This is a genomic window from Siculibacillus lacustris, from assembly GCF_004328075.1.
GTDB lineage: Bacteria > Pseudomonadota > Alphaproteobacteria > Rhizobiales > Ancalomicrobiaceae > Siculibacillus > Siculibacillus lacustris.
Genome location: NZ_SJFN01000017.1, coordinates 95814 through 111858, shown reverse-complemented (window position 1 = coordinate 111858; position 16045 = coordinate 95814). Strand labels below are relative to the sequence as shown.

At 69.5% G+C, this 16045-nt stretch carries 16 protein-coding genes; 4 read left to right on the top strand and 12 right to left on the bottom strand.

Going from position 1 to position 16045, the window contains the following annotated elements; all coding sequences use genetic code 11:
* The first annotated feature begins 131 nt into the window (after positions 1-131).
* Together EYW49_RS12760 and EYW49_RS12755 are read left to right on the top strand one after the other, a co-directional pair.
* Complete coding sequence (locus EYW49_RS12760) at positions 132-689, top strand: TRAP transporter small permease (protein ID WP_165498234.1); 558 nt, start codon at positions 132-134, stop codon at positions 687-689.
* On the top strand, positions 680-1960 hold the full coding sequence (locus EYW49_RS12755; protein ID WP_131309963.1) for a TRAP transporter large permease: 1281 nt from the start codon (positions 680-682) through the stop codon (positions 1958-1960). Before EYW49_RS12760 ends, EYW49_RS12755 begins: the two co-directional genes overlap by 10 nt.
* Positions 1961-2164: 204 nt before the next feature.
* On the opposite strand, the gene mazG is transcribed toward EYW49_RS12755, so the two are convergent.
* On the bottom strand, positions 2165-2986 hold the full coding sequence (gene mazG, locus EYW49_RS12750) for a nucleoside triphosphate pyrophosphohydrolase (RefSeq protein WP_131309962.1): 822 nt from the start codon (positions 2984-2986) through the stop codon (positions 2165-2167).
* A gap of 187 nt (positions 2987-3173) precedes the next feature.
* Here mazG and EYW49_RS12745 point away from each other — a divergent pair, with 187 nt between their 5' ends.
* Positions 3174-4067, top strand: coding sequence for an N-acetylmuramidase domain-containing protein (locus EYW49_RS12745; RefSeq protein ID WP_131309961.1), 894 nt, complete (start codon positions 3174-3176; stop codon positions 4065-4067).
* An 89-nt stretch (positions 4068-4156) separates the two neighbouring features.
* Positions 4157-4591 (top strand): alternative ribosome rescue aminoacyl-tRNA hydrolase ArfB, encoded by a 435-nt coding sequence (arfB, locus tag EYW49_RS12740; protein ID WP_131309960.1) that lies wholly within the window; start codon positions 4157-4159, stop codon positions 4589-4591.
* 282 nt (positions 4592-4873) lie between these two features.
* Here arfB and EYW49_RS12735 read toward each other — a convergent pair whose 3' ends face one another.
* The 11 genes from EYW49_RS12735 to EYW49_RS12685 all read right to left on the bottom strand — a co-directional run bounded on the left by EYW49_RS12735 (position 4874) and on the right by EYW49_RS12685 (position 15993).
* Positions 4874-5404, bottom strand: coding sequence for a cysteine peptidase family C39 domain-containing protein (locus tag EYW49_RS12735; protein ID WP_165498233.1), 531 nt, complete (start codon positions 5402-5404; stop codon positions 4874-4876).
* Positions 5405-5619: 215 nt separating this feature from the next.
* Complete coding sequence (locus tag EYW49_RS12730) at positions 5620-6312, bottom strand: DUF1345 domain-containing protein (protein WP_131309958.1); 693 nt, start codon at positions 6310-6312, stop codon at positions 5620-5622.
* A 331-nt stretch (positions 6313-6643) separates the two neighbouring features.
* Positions 6644-7141, bottom strand: a complete 498-nt coding sequence (locus EYW49_RS12725; protein WP_131309957.1) for a hypothetical protein — start codon at positions 7139-7141, stop codon at positions 6644-6646.
* Positions 7142-7478: 337 nt separating this feature from the next.
* Entirely contained in the window at positions 7479-8291 is an 813-nt protein-coding gene (locus tag EYW49_RS12720; protein WP_131309956.1) for an MBL fold metallo-hydrolase, read from the bottom strand.
* Positions 8292-8317: 26 nt separating this feature from the next.
* Positions 8318-9103 (bottom strand): TatD family hydrolase, encoded by a 786-nt coding sequence (locus tag EYW49_RS12715; protein WP_131309955.1) that lies wholly within the window; start codon positions 9101-9103, stop codon positions 8318-8320.
* Positions 9103-10677 (bottom strand): methionine--tRNA ligase, encoded by a 1575-nt coding sequence (gene metG / locus EYW49_RS12710; protein WP_131309954.1) that lies wholly within the window; start codon positions 10675-10677, stop codon positions 9103-9105. Before metG ends, EYW49_RS12715 begins: the two co-directional genes overlap by 1 nt.
* Before the next feature lie 92 nt (positions 10678-10769).
* A complete protein-coding gene (locus EYW49_RS12705; protein WP_131309953.1) occupies positions 10770-11843 on the bottom strand; it encodes a DNA polymerase III subunit delta' in 1074 nt (357 codons plus the stop codon).
* Between the two features lie 34 nt (positions 11844-11877).
* Positions 11878-12579, bottom strand: a complete 702-nt coding sequence (tmk, locus tag EYW49_RS12700) for a dTMP kinase (RefSeq protein ID WP_131309952.1) — start codon at positions 12577-12579, stop codon at positions 11878-11880.
* Complete coding sequence (locus EYW49_RS12695) at positions 12576-13805, bottom strand: D-alanyl-D-alanine carboxypeptidase family protein (protein ID WP_131309951.1); 1230 nt, start codon at positions 13803-13805, stop codon at positions 12576-12578. Before EYW49_RS12695 ends, tmk begins: the two co-directional genes overlap by 4 nt.
* A 424-nt stretch (positions 13806-14229) precedes the next feature.
* A complete protein-coding gene (locus EYW49_RS12690) occupies positions 14230-15357 on the bottom strand; it encodes a septal ring lytic transglycosylase RlpA family protein (protein ID WP_131309950.1) in 1128 nt (375 codons plus the stop codon).
* Positions 15358-15642: 285 nt separating this feature from the next.
* Complete coding sequence (locus EYW49_RS12685) at positions 15643-15993, bottom strand: VanZ family protein (RefSeq protein ID WP_131309949.1); 351 nt, start codon at positions 15991-15993, stop codon at positions 15643-15645.
* Between the last annotated feature and the right edge of the window lie 52 nt (positions 15994-16045).

Genomic DNA, 16045 nt, shown 5'->3' with positions numbered 1-16045 from the left:
GCCCGTCGCGGTGATCTCGTTCGAGACCCCGGGGCGCGACGTTCGGCGAGACGAGCATGGTCGGTGAGCATCCTCTTTCGGGGGGTAGGCGCCGACCATCCGTACATCATGGAAATCGAGGAGATTCACGGATGGCTGCGCAACCGCTGGCCCCGCCCCCTTCCCGCATGAAGACGACCGAAGCCCAGGGGGCTCTCGGGACCTACTTCCGCTTTCATGCCGTCCTGTCCCGGATCTGCCTGCAGATCGCGGTGGTCGGACTCAACATCATTCTCGTGGCGGTTCTGATCCAAATCTGGGGCCGTTATGTGATGAACGACTCGCCGACCTGGACCGAGATCCTGGCGTTGGTGTTGGTGCTCTACGTCACCTGCTTCGCCGCCGCGGTCGGCGTCCGCGACGGCCGCCACATCGGCATGGAGTCGCTCCTGTCCTTCGCTCCGGCGATCGTCCGCAAGGCCGCGGACATCATCGTCTACCTCGGCATGATCGTCTTCGGCGGCTTCATGACCTGGGGCGGCGGCATCCTGAGCTGGGAGATGATGGAGTACGTCAATCCCGGACTGCCGATCTCGCAGGCCTGGACCTATCTGCCCCTTTGCCTCGGCGGCATTCTCATCATGGTGTTCGCCGTCGAGCGCGTGGTCGCTCGGGTTCTGAACCTGGAGGTCATTCCGTCATGGCACTGACCATTCTCTGCGTGACCTTCATCCTCGGACTCATCGTCGGCATGCCGGTGGTGTTCGCCATCGGTCTGTCGTCGCTCGCCACGGTGCTCTACGAAGGCCTGCCGGTCGCGGTGGTGTTCCAGCGCATGGCCGCGGGCATGAACGTCTTTGCGTTCCTGACCATTCCGTTCTTCATCTTCACCGGTGAGCTGATGATGTACGGCGGCATCGCCGATCGCATCATCCGCTGTTCCAAGGCCATGGTCGGCCACGTCCGCGGCGGTCTCGGCATGACCAACGTGGTCGCCTGCACCATGTTCGGCGGCGTGTCCGGCTCGCCGGTCGCCGACGTCTCGGCGATGGGTTCGGCGCTGATCCCCTTGATGAAGCGCGAAGGCATCGACGCCGACTACGCGGTCAACGTCACCACCTATTCGTCGCTGGTCGGCGCGGTGATGCCGACCAGCCACAACATGATCATCTACTCGCTGGCGGCCGGCGGCATCGTCTCGATGAACTCGCTGATCATGGCGGGCGCGGTTCCGGCGGCGATGCTGTCGGTGGCCAACCTGCTCACCGCCTACATCGTCGCCCGCATGCGCAACTATCCGGCCGGCAAGTTCCCCGGCTGGACCGAAGTGTGGCGTTCGCTGGCGGTGGCGCTGCCCGGCCTGTTCATCATGGTGATCATCGTCGGCGGCATCCTGTCCGGCGTGTTCACGGCGGCGGAAGCCGGCGCGGTGGCGGTGCTCTATGCGCTGCTCCTGACCGTCCTGGTCTATCGCAGCCTGAGCCTCGAGCACTTCCTCAAGGCGGCGGCCAAGGCGAGCAAGACCACCGGTATCGTCCTGCTGCTGGTCGGCATCTCCACGATGTTCGGCTACCTGATGAGCATCTACGGGGTCGCCGAACTCGCCGGTGAATTCCTGTCGAGCATCAGCACGACCCCCTGGGTGGTGTTCATCATGGTCGACATCGCGCTGTTCCTGTTCGGCATCTTCCTGGACATGGCGGCGCACATCCTGGTCTGCACCCCGATCTTCCTGCCGATCGTCATGCACTATGGCATGGATCCGGTTCAGTTCGGCATCATCGTGCTCCTGAACTGCACCATCGGTCTGAACACCCCGCCGGTCGGCGCCGCGTTCTACCTCGGCTGCGCCATCGGCGAAGTCTCGGTGAGCAAGGTCGTCCGCTCGATGTGGCCGTTCATGGCGGCGCTGTGGATCACCCTGCTGATCGTCACCCTGGTGCCGGGCACCTCGATGTTCGTGCACGATCTCCTGAAGTGAGCCGGGGTCCGGGCGATCCCGGACCGTCTCGCCGATCGCTCCGACGCCGGCCGCGCCCCCCGCGGCCGGCGTCTTCGTGTCCGGGGAGGGGCTGCGCGGGCCACCGGGTGACGCCGGTGCGGGGAGGGGCCGGGTGACGGAGGCGCCCCGGCACACGGACCCGGCGTCCCGCGCTCGCTGCACCCTAGGCGGCGTTCGCGCGGCTCACCGGCCCTTGGCCTCGACCCACAGCGCCTCCATCTCGTCGAGCGAGGCCTCGGCAGGCGAGCGGCCGGCCTCGGCGAGGCGGCGCTCGATATGGGCGAAGCGGCGGGTGAACTTGTCGTTGGTGCCGCGCAGCGCCTTCTCCGGATCGAGCGCCAGATGGCGCGCCAGATTGGCGACCGCGAACAGCACGTCGCCGAGTTCGTCCTCCTGCCGCGCGGGAATCGGGGTGGGCGTGTCGATCTCGGCCTCGATCTCGTCGAGCTCCTCGCGGATCTTGGCGATCACCGCCCTGGGATCGTTCCAGTCGAAGCCGACGGTGCCGGCGCGGGCCTGGAGCTTGACCGCCCGGGTCAGGGCCGGCATGGCGACGCCGACCGCGTCGAGGAGGCCGGCGGGCGGCAGGGCGCGGCCCTCGGCGGCGAGACGCGCGGCGCGCACCGCCTTCTCCTCGGCCTTGATCCGCGCCCAGGCGTCCTGCGCCACCGCCACCTCGCGGGTGTCGAGGCTGCCGAAGACGTGGGGGTGGCGGCGGATCATCTTGGCGGTGATCGCTTCGACCACCGCGCCGAAGTCGAAGCTTCCCTCCTCCTCGGCCATGCGGGCGTGAAACACCACCTGCAGCAGGAGATCGCCGAGCTCGTCGCAGAGATCGTGGCGGTCGCCGCGGGCGATCGCCTCGGCGACCTCGTAGGCCTCCTCGATGGTGTAGGGAGCGATCGACGCGAAGTCCTGTTCGAGGTCCCACGGGCAGCCGGTGCCGGGGGTGCGCAGCCGCGCCATGATCTCGAGCAGGCGGTCGATGTCGCGGGACGGGGTCATGCGGGTTCCTCGGCGTCGGGGCAGGGCAGGGCGGCGGCACCCGAGTCGGTGCGGGCGTTTGCCGATCCTAAAGCGGATCGTCGGCCCTGGCAGGACTTCGCGTGCGGGTGACCCCGCGCCGCGCCGCTGGACAAGGCGGGCGTTCCATCACAGGATCGGCGACTTGTCCCCATGCGAGGTCCAGACGATGTTCAATCTGGCGGGAAACGTCGGGCATCATCAGCACAACCGCCCCGAGGACGTCACGGTCGTCCAGGGCCATCTCAATCAATTCAATTTCTTGGGCCGCCATCCGCGGCTGCGCGTCGACGGCTATTGCGGGATCGCGACGATTTCGGCGATCCGGACCTTCCAGAAGGTCGTGGTCGGCATGCGGCACCCCGACGGTATCGTCGCGGTGCAGGGGCCGACCTGGTCGCTGCTCTCGGGCAAACGGGCGATCCAGGCCCTGAACAGGTCCGAGCGCAGCATCGCCCTGCCGGTCGGCTCGCCGTCACGCCTGAGCGACGACGACTTCCAGGCGGCGGCGAATCGCATGGGCCACGACATCTCGCCGCTGCTGATCAAGGCCTTCGCCGAGGTCGAATCGGGCGGCAAGAGCGGCTTCGGTCCCGATCTGCGCCCGATCATCGCCTACGAGGGTCACATCTTCCGCCGGCTGTCGAAACACCGCTTCGACAAGACCCACCCGCTGCTGTCCTACCCCTACAAGAAGAAGGCCGGACCGGAGTGGAAGGCCAACAACCACGATCAGGCCACCGCCTGGGAAACCCTCAAGACCGCCACCGTGCTCGATCACGACGCCGCGCTGCAGGCCTGTTCCTGGGGGATGTTCCAGGTGATGGGCTTCAATTTCAAGTCCTGCGGCTACGGCACGGTGGACGAGTTCGTCGCGGCGATGAAGGCCGGCGAGAAGGGCCAACTCGACGCCTTCGTCGGCTACTGCATCAAGAAGGCCGGCATGATCCCGGCGATGGCGGCGAAGAACTTCGCCTTCATGGCGACGCTCTACAACGGCGACGACTTCGGCGACTACGACCAGCGCATCAAGCGCGCCTATCACAAGCTCGGCGGCAGCTGAGGGTGCGGGCAGGGCGGTCGGCGTGATATGACGGCGGCGCGGGGAGGGCGGGAAGCCTCCTCCGTCCGTTCCCTTGCGAAAGCCGTCCGATGAGCCCGCCGATCGTCGTCACCCGTTCGATCCGTCTCGACCCCGACGAGTTGGTCGAGACCTTCATGCGCGCCTCCGGCCCGGGCGGGCAGAACGTCAACAAGGTGTCGACGGCGGTGGAACTGCGCTTCGACGTCGCCGGTTCGCCGTCGCTGCCGGAAGCCGTGCGCGAGCGCCTGGCGCGGCTGGCCGGGCGGCGCCTGACCCTCGACGGCGTGCTGATCCTGCGCGCCGATCGCCACCGCACCCAGGAGCGCAACCGCGCCGACGCGCTGGAGCGCCTGCTGGAGCTGATCCGCGAAGCGGCGATCCCGCCGCCGCCGCCGCGCCGGCCGACCAAACCGACCTGGGGCAGCGAGTTGCGCCGCCTCGACGGCAAGAAGAAGCGCGGCACGGTCAAGAGCCTGCGCAACACCCGCCCCGATTCCGACTGAGCGCCCGTGCGGCCGCCGTGAGGCGCACCGCGGGGAGGGGGCCGCCGCGGCCCTCCCGCGCGTCACCGATCCGGCGCGGCGGTCGACGGGTCCATGTCGGTGGGCGCTGCCCCATGTCAGAGGCGCTCGGCAAATGTCAGTCGCCTCGCCGCATGTCAGTTGTGCGCACTACATTTCAGTCGAAGGCGTCCCATGCCAGGGTGTCGCCGCCCAGGGGAGCGGAACGACGGCCCGGCCCGGGCGGATCGGTGCGCCCCTCGCGGGCCTCGGCGTCGCTTCGGCTCAGGAGGTCAGGATGATCATGTGGCCCGACAGCGAACCCATGATCGGGATGCGCCGGGAGATGCCCTGACGGGCGTCGGAGCGCACCGGGTAGCTCGGCAGTCCCGAGACGGGCGGCTGGATCAGCCCATACCAGGGATCGAGCGCCACCATGTTGCCGTAGCCGGTGGTCTTGGTGCAGACCACGAAATGGCCGCCGCCGCCCGACCATCCGACGCGGGCGATGAACGGGAAGGGAGCGGCGGCGACGAAGGCGGAGATGTTGCCGACGAAGCGGGCTTCGGCGCGGATGCCGACCGTGTTGAGCACCGCGGCGAGCGCGGAGTAGTCGGCGGTGCCGTTGCCTTCGCTGTAACCGTTGGGCAGCATCTCGGTGATCTGCCGGACCCGCACCTCGCCGCCGACCAGCGAGGCCTGGGCGCGATTGCGCTCGATCATGTAGACGCAGGCCGGACCGCAGGTGTCGCCGCGTTCCTGTAACCAGATCAATTGATTGACGCCGTCGTCGTCGTTGGCTGAATATTCGGACATCGAAGGGCTCCTCCGTAGAAACCGGAAATATCGACAAGGCAACCGAGTCGTCGGGTCGCGGGCGGACCGAGGGGAGGGCGCAGCCGACGACGCGGTATGAGGCCGCGTCAACATGTCGCAAATGCGGCTTCTCAGAAATATTCAATCGATTCGATCACGCCGTTCGTGAGCGCCCATGTCGCCCCGAATCGAACGCGCGCGAGGCGAGGGGGCCCTCAGATCAGCCCGGCGGCGATGTTGACGGTCAGGGCGAGAACGGTGGTGTTGAACACGAAGGCGAGGGCGCAATGGACCAGCCCGATCCGGCGCAGGCGCTTCGAGGTGAATTCGACGTCGGCGGTCTGGCCGGAGGTGCCGATCACCACCGCGACATAGAGGAAGTCCCAATAATCGGGGTGATCCTCGCCGGGAATGCGCAGTCCGCCGTTGCCGTTCGCCGCGCCCAGCGTCCAGGTGTGGGCATAGTGGAGCGCGAACATCGCGTGGATGAAGCTCCAGGCGGTCAGCACCGTCAGGGCGGCCAGCGCGACATGGCCGGCGCGGGGCAGGCCGGTCAGGTCCTTGACGATGCCGAGTTCGAAGACGATCGCCGAGAGGCTGGCGAGGCCGGCCAGGACCGCAGCGGCGAGGATGGTGCCGGCGCTCTCGTCGAGGCGGCGGGCGCGACGCAGCGTGGTGGCGTCGTCGGAGGCCGCCATCATCGCCAGCGTCAGGGCGATCCACAGGCCGACCCCGACGTTCCAGGCGACCAGGACGACGGTCGGCCAGCGCCAGGCGGCGAGCAGCGACGCCGAAACGGCGACCGCGACCGCGGTCCCGATCGCTCCGGCGAGATGAGGGCGCAACGCCAGCGCCTGCCACGGAAGGCGGCGGTGGCGCGGGGCGGGCGTCGCGTCGGGCTTGGGCATGGCGAACTCCGAAAGGCGGCGTCGGATCCGTCGAGGTTCCGCGGGCGGGGTGCCCGGTGGCGAACGAGGTTCCGTCGCGACATCGCGCGCGGGATGGGGCGGCATCATGGCGACCGGCGACGGGTGCGGCTGGCCGTCCAGAGGCATCCCGAAGCCGCCATCCTGACACGCTCCATTCGCATAAGATGGATTATGGAACCTATTTGACGTGGCAACAGGACCGATCTGGGCTCGGCCCGCGGCCGCCGAAGGCCCCTCCGGGCGCCGCTCGGACGACCAGAGGCCCTTCGGCCGATCGACGCACCCGCTGCGAGCCCGCCGCGGGCGCCGCTCACATGGTGCGGGTGGCGTCGCGCAGGAACGGCGGGAACAAATTCTCGCGCAACATGACCTTGTAGTTCTGCAGGATCTCGTAGTTCAGCTGGTACATGGTGCGTCGGGTGAGATCGGCGATCCACCCGGGCGTGCCCTCGCGCGCCAGCATCGGAAACACCGGGCTGACCACGCCGTCGTTGACGCAGTAGTTGGTCGCCGCCTGATAGGCGCCGATGGCATAGGCGGTGTCCTTCCCGAACCAGCCGTCGACCTCGAGAAAGTCGAGCAGCGGAAAGCCGTGATGCCGGGCGTTGAGCGGATCGTCGGGCGCGGCGTTGAACGGCAGCCGCGTGTCGCGCAGGTTCTTCGGGCGGATCATCTGGTTGAGCGCGACCTGGACCAGCCCGACGTCGGGCCGGCGATTGGGGCGCCCCGGCCCGACCGCCTCGGAGACGTCCCAGATCCACACCGGCGGATGGCCGATGTCCTTCGGCATGTTGGTCACACGGGCCATCGGACGTCCCCTCCGGTCGGATCCCTCGCCGCCGGTCCGCCCCGGCGGCCGCGATCGACGATCGATTTCCGACGATCATCCGGGAGCCTCCCCGTTCTGTCAACGAACACCGCTCGCTTTCCGACGCGCACCTCGCCGCCGCCGAGATCCGTCACAGAAGAAACCCGCGGGAGCTCGCGGAACGACCCGGCTCTTCGATTCTCTCGTCGCAGACCATCGCGGAAACGACTTGTAGTCGTCCCGAAGACGACCGGTCACGACACCGAAAATCTCGTGAAACCAAGGGTGTCGGCGCACACCGACGAACCGTCGGCAACCGAGCGAAGGCCCCCGCCCCTCATTCCACGACGGACTGAAATTCCAATCCGTCCCAAGCCGGTTCGACTCCCGCCGGCAGCGTGGCGATCATCGTCGCCCAATCGAGGTCGTTGTGCAGGTGGGTCAGCCAGGCGCGGCCGGGCCGCATCCGGGCGATCCAGGCGAGCGCCTCGTCGACCGAGAAATGGCTGGGATGCGGCCGTCGGCGCAGGGAATCGACGATCCACACGTCGAGATCCTCGAGGAACGGCAGACTCTCGTCGGGAAAGCCGACGGCGTCGGTCGAATAGGCGACGCGCCCGAAGCGCAGGCCGAGGCTCTCGATGTCGCCGTGCATCTGGCGGAAGGGGGTGAAGGTGATCGGCCCCCCCTCCCCGTCGACGGTGATCGGCACGCCCGGGGTGATGCGATGCTCGTCGAGGATCGGCGGATAGGACGAGCCGGCCGGGGTCTCGAAACAATAGGCGAAGGCCGCGCGCACCCGCTCGGACGTCGGCGCGTCCATCCAGATCGTCACCTTGTGGTGGCGGTTGAGCACGAAGGAGCGCAGGTCGTCGATGCCGTGGGTGTGGTCGGCGTGGGCGTGGGTGACCACCACGGCGTCGACCCAATCGACCTCGGCGTCGAGCATCTGCTCGCGCAGATCCGGGCCGATGTCGACCAACAGGCGGGTGATCGCCCCGTTCGCCGCGGTGCGGGTGACCAGCAGTGCCGCGCGTCGGCGGCGGTTCTTCGGCTCCTTGGGGTCGCAGCGGCCCCAGTCGTTGCCGATGCGCGGATTGCCGGGCGAAGAGCCGCTACCGAGGATGCGGAAGGTCAGGGTCGCGGCCATACGTCGGGCCGTCCTTTCTCGTCGCCTCACGCCGCGGGCGGGGCGACCTTGGCGAACAGGCGGTGGAAATTGTCGGTGGTGATCCGCGAGATCTCCTCGAGGGTCACGCCCTTGACGTCGGCGAGGACGCGGGCGGTCTCGACCACGAAGGCCGGCTCGCAGCGCCAGCCGCGGTGCGGTGCCGGCGCCAGATAGGGCGAGTCGGTCTCCACCAGCACGCGGTCGAGCGGTACGTCGCGGGCGATCGCCCGGACCTCCTCGGACTTCTTGAAGGTGAGAATCCCCGAGAAGGACACGCTGAGCCCCAGCGCCAGCGCCCGGCGGGCGAGCTCCGGGCCCGAGGAGAAGCAGTGCAGCAGCGCCGGGAAGGCGCCGATCGCCGTCTCCTCCTCGAGCACCCGCGCCACCTCGTCGTCGGCCTCGCGGGCGTGGATCACCAGCGGCAGGCCGCTCGTGCGCGCCGCCGCGATATGGGCGCGGAAGCTCGTCTCCTGACGCTCGCGTGGGCTGTAGTCGTAGTGGAAGTCGAGGCCGGCCTCGCCGATCGCCACGACGCGCGGGTGTTCGGCGAGGCGCAAGAGCTCCTCGGTGCCGATCTCGGCTTCTTCCTCGGCGTGGTGGCAGTGGGTGCCGACCGAGCACCACACCTCCTCGCGGTTTTCGACGATCGCCCGCAGCCGGTCGAACTGCCGGACGCGGGTCGAGATGGTGACCATGCGCTCGACGCCGACGGCGGCGGCACGGCCGATGACCCCGTCGAGATCGGCGACGAAGTCGGGAAAGTCGAGGTGGCAGTGACTGTCGACCAACATCAGCGGCGCGGCTCCCCGACCGGGGGCGCGTCCTCGACCGGGTCGACCCATTTCGGGAAGACCGGCGTCGGGGCGGGCAGCACCGTTCCGGCGACCAACCGCCGACCGATCGCCGCGAAGTCGCGGTCCTCGGGTGCCTGCGCCAGCGCATCGAGGAGCTTGCCGGCCGAGCCCGGGATCACCGGTTGGGCGAGCAGCGCGACGATGCGGATGAGCTCGGCGGTGACCCACAGGATGGTGCCCATGCGCGCCGGATCGGTCTTCTTCAGCGCCCACGGCGCCTCCACCGTGAACCAGCGGTTGGCGTCGGCGACCACCGCCCAGATCGCCTCGAGGCTCTTGTGGATCTCCTGGCGGTCGTAGGCGGCGCGCGACACGCCGATCAGCGCATCGGCGCGTTCGAGCAGCGTGGTGTCGGCGGCCGACAGCGGCCCCGGCACCGGCACCACACCGCCGCAGTTCTTGGCGATCATCGACAGCGAGCGCTGGGCGAGATTGCCGAGATCGTTGGCGAGATCGGCGTTCATCCGGGCGACGATCGACTCGTGCGAATAGCTGCCGTCCTGGCCGAAGGGCACTTCGCGCAGGAAGAAGAAGCGGACCGGATCGGGGCCATAGGCCTTGACCAGATCGAAGGGGTCGACGACGTTGCCGACCGACTTCGACATCTTCTCGCCCTTGTTGAAGATGAAGCCGTGGGCGAACACCCGCTTGGGCAGCGGCAGCCCGGCCGACATCAGGAAGGCCGGCCAATAGACCGCATGGAAGCGCACGATGTCCTTGCCGATCACGTGGAGATCGGCCGGCCACCACTTCTTGTACTCCTCGGACGCCTCGTCGGGGAAGCCCGCGCCGGTGATGTAGTTGGTCAGCGCGTCGACCCACACGTACATCACGTGGCCCGGCGAGCCCGGCACCGGGATGCCCCAGTCGAAGGTGGTGCGACTCATCGACAGGTCTTCCAGCCCTCCCCTGACGAAGCTCAACACCTCGTTCTTGCGGCTGTCGGGGCCGATGAAGTCGGGATGGGCCTCGTAATGGGCGAGCAGCCGCTCCTGGAACGCGGAGAGGCGGAAGAACCAGCTCTCCTCCTCGGTCCACTCGACCGGCGTGCCGGTCGGGGTGGCGCGGCGGATGCTGTCGTCGCCGACCGCCGTCTCGGCTTCGGTGTAATAGGCCTCGTCGCGGACCGAGTACCAACCGCCGTAATTCGACTTGTAGAGGTCGCCGGCCGCCGCCATCCGCCGCCACACTTCCTGGACCGAGGCGTGATGCTCGGGCTCGGTGGTGCGGATGAAGCGGTCGTAGGAGACCTCCAGCGCCGCGTCCATGTCCTTGAACACCGCCGAATTGCGATCGACCAGTTCGCGCGGGGTCACGCCTTCGCGGCCCGCGGTCTGGTGCATCTTGAGGCCGTGTTCGTCGGTGCCGGTCAGGAAGAACACGTCGAAGCCGTCGAGCCGCTTGAAGCGGGCGAGCGCGTCGGTGGCGAGCTTCTCGTAGGCGTGCCCGACGTGGGGGCGGCCGTTGGGATAGTCGATCGCAGTGGTGAGGAAGAATTTCGGTCGGGTCATGGTCTCGGGGTCCTCGGGCGAGGCGATCGGGCCTCGCGCCGGTTCGAGGGTCGACGGGCGGCGCCCGGCGACAGGGTCTGGGTCCGGCATACTCAATTCCGCGCCGCCTCGGCAAGGGTCCGCAGGCACGCCAGCACCGCGGCCTTGCGGTCGAGGTTGAGCGCTTCGGAACGGGCGACGATGCGGCCGACGGCGTCGTGGGCCTCCGCCCAGCGGGCCGCGGCATCGATGCCGGAGGTCTCGAGGGCGGCGCGGGCACGTGCCCCGGCGACGTCGGTCATGAAGTCGACGGCGACGTCGAGGGCGTCGTCGGCGCCGCGCGCCGCCACCCGGTCGGCGAAGGCATGAGCGGCGCGGATGTCGATGTCGGGGGCGCCGGCGATCAGCGTCTCGAGGTTGCGCCACAAGGTGACGCCGTCGCTGCGCAGCAGCGTCACGGCGCGGCGCAGGCTGCCGTCGGCGAGATCGGCGGCGGCGGCGAAATGGCGCGGATCGCCCTCGATGCCGGCCTCGGTCAGGGCGCCGGCGATGGCGTGCGGGGTGAGCGGTTCGAGATCGAGGCGTCGGCAGCGCGAGCGGATGGTCGGCAGCAGGCGGCCCGGCGCATGGGCGACCACCAGGAACAGCGAGCGCGGCGGCGGCTCCTCCAGCACCTTGAGCAGGGCGTTGGCGGCATTGCCGTTGAGGTCGTCGGCGGCGTCGACGATGGCGATGCGCCAGCCCCCCTCCCCGGCGGTCGAGCCGAAGAAGCCGACGGTGCGGCGGACCTCGTCGACCGGCAGATCGGTCTTGAAGCGCTTGTTCTTCTCGTCCCAGGGCCGGCGCAGGTGGAGCAGGTCCATGTGGGCGCCGCCGGCGATGCGCCGGGCGACCGGATGATCGGCCGGCACCGACAGGTCGCGCGCCGCGAGGACCGCCGGATCGGCCGGGTCGGCATGGGCGAGCACGAAACGGGCGAAGCGGAAGGCCAACGTCGCCTTGCCGATGCCCTTGGGGCCACCGAGGATCCAGGCATGGTGGATCCGTCCCGAGCGATAGGCGTCGAGCAGCGTCGCCTCGGCGGCGGTCTGTTCGATCAGATCGGTCCGCCGACGCGGCAGCGGCATCCCGTCGATCGCGTCGATCTCGGGACTCGCCTCGGCGACGGAGGTGGGGCGCTGGGCCATGCGGACGTCTCTGGGGGTGGGAGGAACGGGCCGGTCAGGGCGCGGTGGGCCGACCGAGCCGCGAGCATAGACCATTCCACACCGCTTCGGCGACCGCCGCGGCGTCGCGTGCGGCGTCGACCACCAGGAAACGCTCCGGTTCGGCCCCGGCGAGCTTCAGGAAGGCCAGTCGGCGGGCCTCGTGGACCGCCACCGCCTCACGCTCGAAGCGATCGACGGTGGCGGCGCCGCGACGGGCGGCGGCGCGGGCGAGGCCGATGTCGGCGCGCAGATCGAGGAGCACCGTGAGGTCGGGGCGGGTGTCGCCGACCGCGGCATCCTCGAGCGCGGCGAGGGTGGCGGCCGGAACCGCGCCGTCCGCGCCCTGGTAGACGCGGGCGGAATCGTAGAAGCGATCGCTCAGCACCCAGGCGCCGCGGTCCAGCGCCGGGCGGATCGTGGTGTCGACGTGGTCGGCGCGGGCGGCGGCGAACAGGATCGCTTCGGCGAGCGGCCCGAAGGCCTCGGCGCCCCCCGACAGCAGCACGTGGCGGACGCATTCGGCGCCGGGCGAACCGCCGGGCTCGCGGGTCGCCACCACGTCGAGGCCGCCGGCGCGCAGGCGATCGGCGAGGCGGGCGATCTGGGTCGACTTGCCGGTCCCCTCCCCGCCCTCGAAGGTGACGAACCGCCCGCGTCGGATCGGGCGATCGGGCGCTTCGGCGCCGGCGGGCGGCGGCTCGGACGGGCCGCTCATCGCCGCAGCAGACCCATCAGCAGTTCGCGGGTGCCGTCGACGGCGCGCTGTCGCAAGGTGCCGACCTCGATCGACTCCGCCGCGGCGACCGGGATCTCCTGGATCACCTGTTCGTTGCGGGTGACCACCAGTTTGCCGATCGGCTGGTCCTTGGCGATCGGCGCCTTGATCGGGCCGGTGTAGACCACCCGGGCGCGCAGCTTGTCGCGATTGCCGCGGGGGATCAGGATGTCGACGTTCTTGGCGGCGGCGACCTTGACGCCGTTGGCGGTGCCGCCGAACACCATCGCCTCGCCGATGCTCTCGCCGGCGCCGTAGAGGCGCACCGATTCGAAGGTGCGGAAGCCCCAGTCGAGCAGCTTGCGGGCGTCCTCGCCGCGCTCCTTCTCGGTCGCCGCGCCGCCGATCACCACGATCAGCCGCTGGCCGTTCTGCACCGCCGAGCCGACGATGTTGTAGCCCGACTCCTTGATGTAGCCGGTCTTGACGCCGTCGGCGCCGAGCCCCTCTGCGAGCAGCGGGTTGCGGTTCAGCTGGCGGATCTTGTTGTAGGTGAATTCGCGCTGCGAATAGAACTTGTAGAGGTCGGGGTAGTCGGTGATCAGGTGGCGGGCGATCGCCGCCAGATCGCGAGCGGTCGAGCGATTGGCCGGATCGGGCAGCCCGGTCGGATTGGTGAAGTTGGAGTTCTCCAGCCCGATCTCCTTGGCCCGTCGGTTCATCAGGTCGGCGAAGGCGGATTCGGTGCCGGCGATGCCCTCGGCGATGGCGATGGCGCCGTCGTTGGCCGACTGGATCATCACCCCTTGCAACAGATCGACGATCTTGGCCTTGGAGTTGATCGGCGCGAACATCGACGAGGTGTGCGACGGCGCGCCGCCGGTGCGCCAGGCGTGTTCGGAGATCGGGAATTCACCGTCGAGCGACAGCCGGCCCTCGGCGATCTCGCGGAAGGTCACCGCCATGGTCATCATCTTGGTCAGGCTGGCCGGCGGGAACGAGCGTTCGGCGTTCTTCTCGAACAGCGTCGTGCCGGTGGCGTAGTCGACCAGCAGCGCGATGTCGGCCTTGGTGTCCATGGCCGCCGCGGCGGCCGGCGTCGAGCCGGTCTTCCCCGGCGCCTTGGCCGGCGGCTTGGTCGCGCCGACCAGCGCGAGACAGAGCACTGCGGCGGCCAGCCGGGCGATGACCCCGCGCGGACCGCGTGCCGAAACATTTGCCGTCATGCGGATGCCCATCCTTCGTCGACGCCGCCCGACGGAGCGGCCGTCCCGAGCGATTCCTCGTTCGCCACAGTATAGGAGAGGCGAGCCGCCGCGGCCAACCGAAGGATGGCGGGCAGGACCGCGCGGGATGAGAGGGCGCGCCCCTGGGAGCACAGGGGTATATCAACATGACTCCATGACTCTGCCCGCCCCTCGGCCGTCATCCCCGGCCGGAGCCGGCGCAAGCCGGCGGAGGGGAAGGGGATCCACGGGGGTATGCTGGCGAATCTTCGGCGTTTCCCGTGTGGCTTCTGGGTCCCCTTCCCTCGCCCTTCGGGCTCGCCGGGGACGACAGCGGAAGTCAGGCCCGAGCGACGCGAAGGACTCCGGTTTCGAGATAAGACAACAGACGCTTCGGCTACCCCGATCACGGCGCGAACGGCGATCAGCGGGTCGTCGGCCCGGATCCGGCGAGTTCGGAGAAGCGCGTGCCGCCCTCGAGCCCGGCGAAGATCGCGTGGGCGGCGGCGATGCGCGATTCGGCGACGAAGGACGAGCGCGGGCTCGGCAGCGGCACGGCGACCGGGGCATAGGCCGCGGCGTTCGCCGGGACGTCCGGCTGCGGCAGGATCGACATCGGTGCGCCGGAAGCGGCCGGTAGATTGGAGGCGATCACCTCGGCGGAACTCGCCGCCGGGCGCGGCAGGGCGGCCATCGCGGCACGCATCGCCTTGGCGTCGACACCGGCGAGTTCGAACGAGGCGGCATCGGTGGTCGGCACCAGGGCCGCGGCGAGGACCGGCGGGCGTGGCGGCGCCATGCGGCTGGCGAAGACGTTGCCGGCGGCGGCCGGCGGCAGGATCGGGCCGGCATCGGCGACCAGCGTCGGCGCCGTGGTGGCGGGCTGGTCGCGGCGCGGGCCGGCGGGCAGGTCGGCGGAAGCGAGCAAGCGACGCTCGTCGAGGCCGGGGACGATGCCGGGGCCGCGCAGGGTGGCGGCGAGGACGCGCTGATCGGAACCGGCGAGGCCGGCCCGGCCGATGTATTGGACGCGCACGCCGCCGACGCCGTGGCGCTTCATGTCGAGCAATTCGGCGGTCTTTTCGGAGACGTCGATGATCCGATTGGCGGCATAGGGGCCGCGATCGTTGACCCGGACGACGATCGAGCGGCCGTTGCGCAAGTTGGTGACGCGGGCATAGGACGGCAGCGGCATCGTCGGATGGGCGGCGCTGAGGGTGCCGCGGTCGTAGACCTCGCCGTTGGCGGTGCGGGTGCCGTGGTGGAAATCGCCGCCGTACCACGAAGCGATGCCGGTCGAATCGTAGTTGGGATCTTCGCGCGGCACATAGGTGCGGCCGCCGACCGAATAGGCGCGACCGACCTGATAGCGGCCACCGCCGGGAGTGACCGGATCGTGCGGGCCGACCACTCGCTCGATCGGTTCGACGTCGGAGAGCGAGGCGATACGCTGGACGGTGGAACAACCGGAAACCAGGACCGAGGCGAGCACGACGGCCGATCCCGACACCGAGAGGCGTCGTCCCGTCGAGGTGCGTTTCGCCTTGGGCATCGTCGTTCCTCTCGTGGTTCCGGATCCCCCGGTGCCGGAGCCGGACCTTTCGGGTCGGCGGCGGAACCTCGGTCGGAACGCGGGCGTCGCTTCGAGCGTTCGCCGTCGTCGCATCTTCGAGGCGCTCGCGGATCCGTCGGATCCCCGATCGCACCCCATGATTCACGCGCGACGGTTACTTCCTTGTTAAATCGGATAACTCATTCGCCGCGATATGGAAAGACCGTCGCAAGTCGGGGGTCTGCGGGCGGTTTCCAGCCCCTCCCCGGCTGCCAAGGCGTCGCTTCAACGGTTGCGCCGCAGCACCCAGGCGGCGGCGAGGACGACGCCGAGGGTCGCTCCGAAGGTCGAGGCCGCCCAGTTGTCGAGGCCGGCGCTGCGCCCGGGAATCCAGATCTGCGCCACCTCGAGGAGCGCCGCGGCTGCGGACAGGAACACCGGGCCGCGCCAGGTCCGCGCCACCGCCCAGCCGAGCGCCAGCAGGAGGCCGGTCCCGGCATAGGCGAGGACGTGCTCGAAATTGCCGGAGGCGCCGGTGTGGGGCCGATAGGTTCCCGGCAGGAGCGACAGCACGACGATCGCCGTGCAGGCGAACGGCGCCAGACGGCGGGCCCAAGTGGTCGTCCGATCGATCACGCGATACCTCTTCCCCGACGGCAGGGCTGCGTCCGGCGCGCCGAAGGGTGGC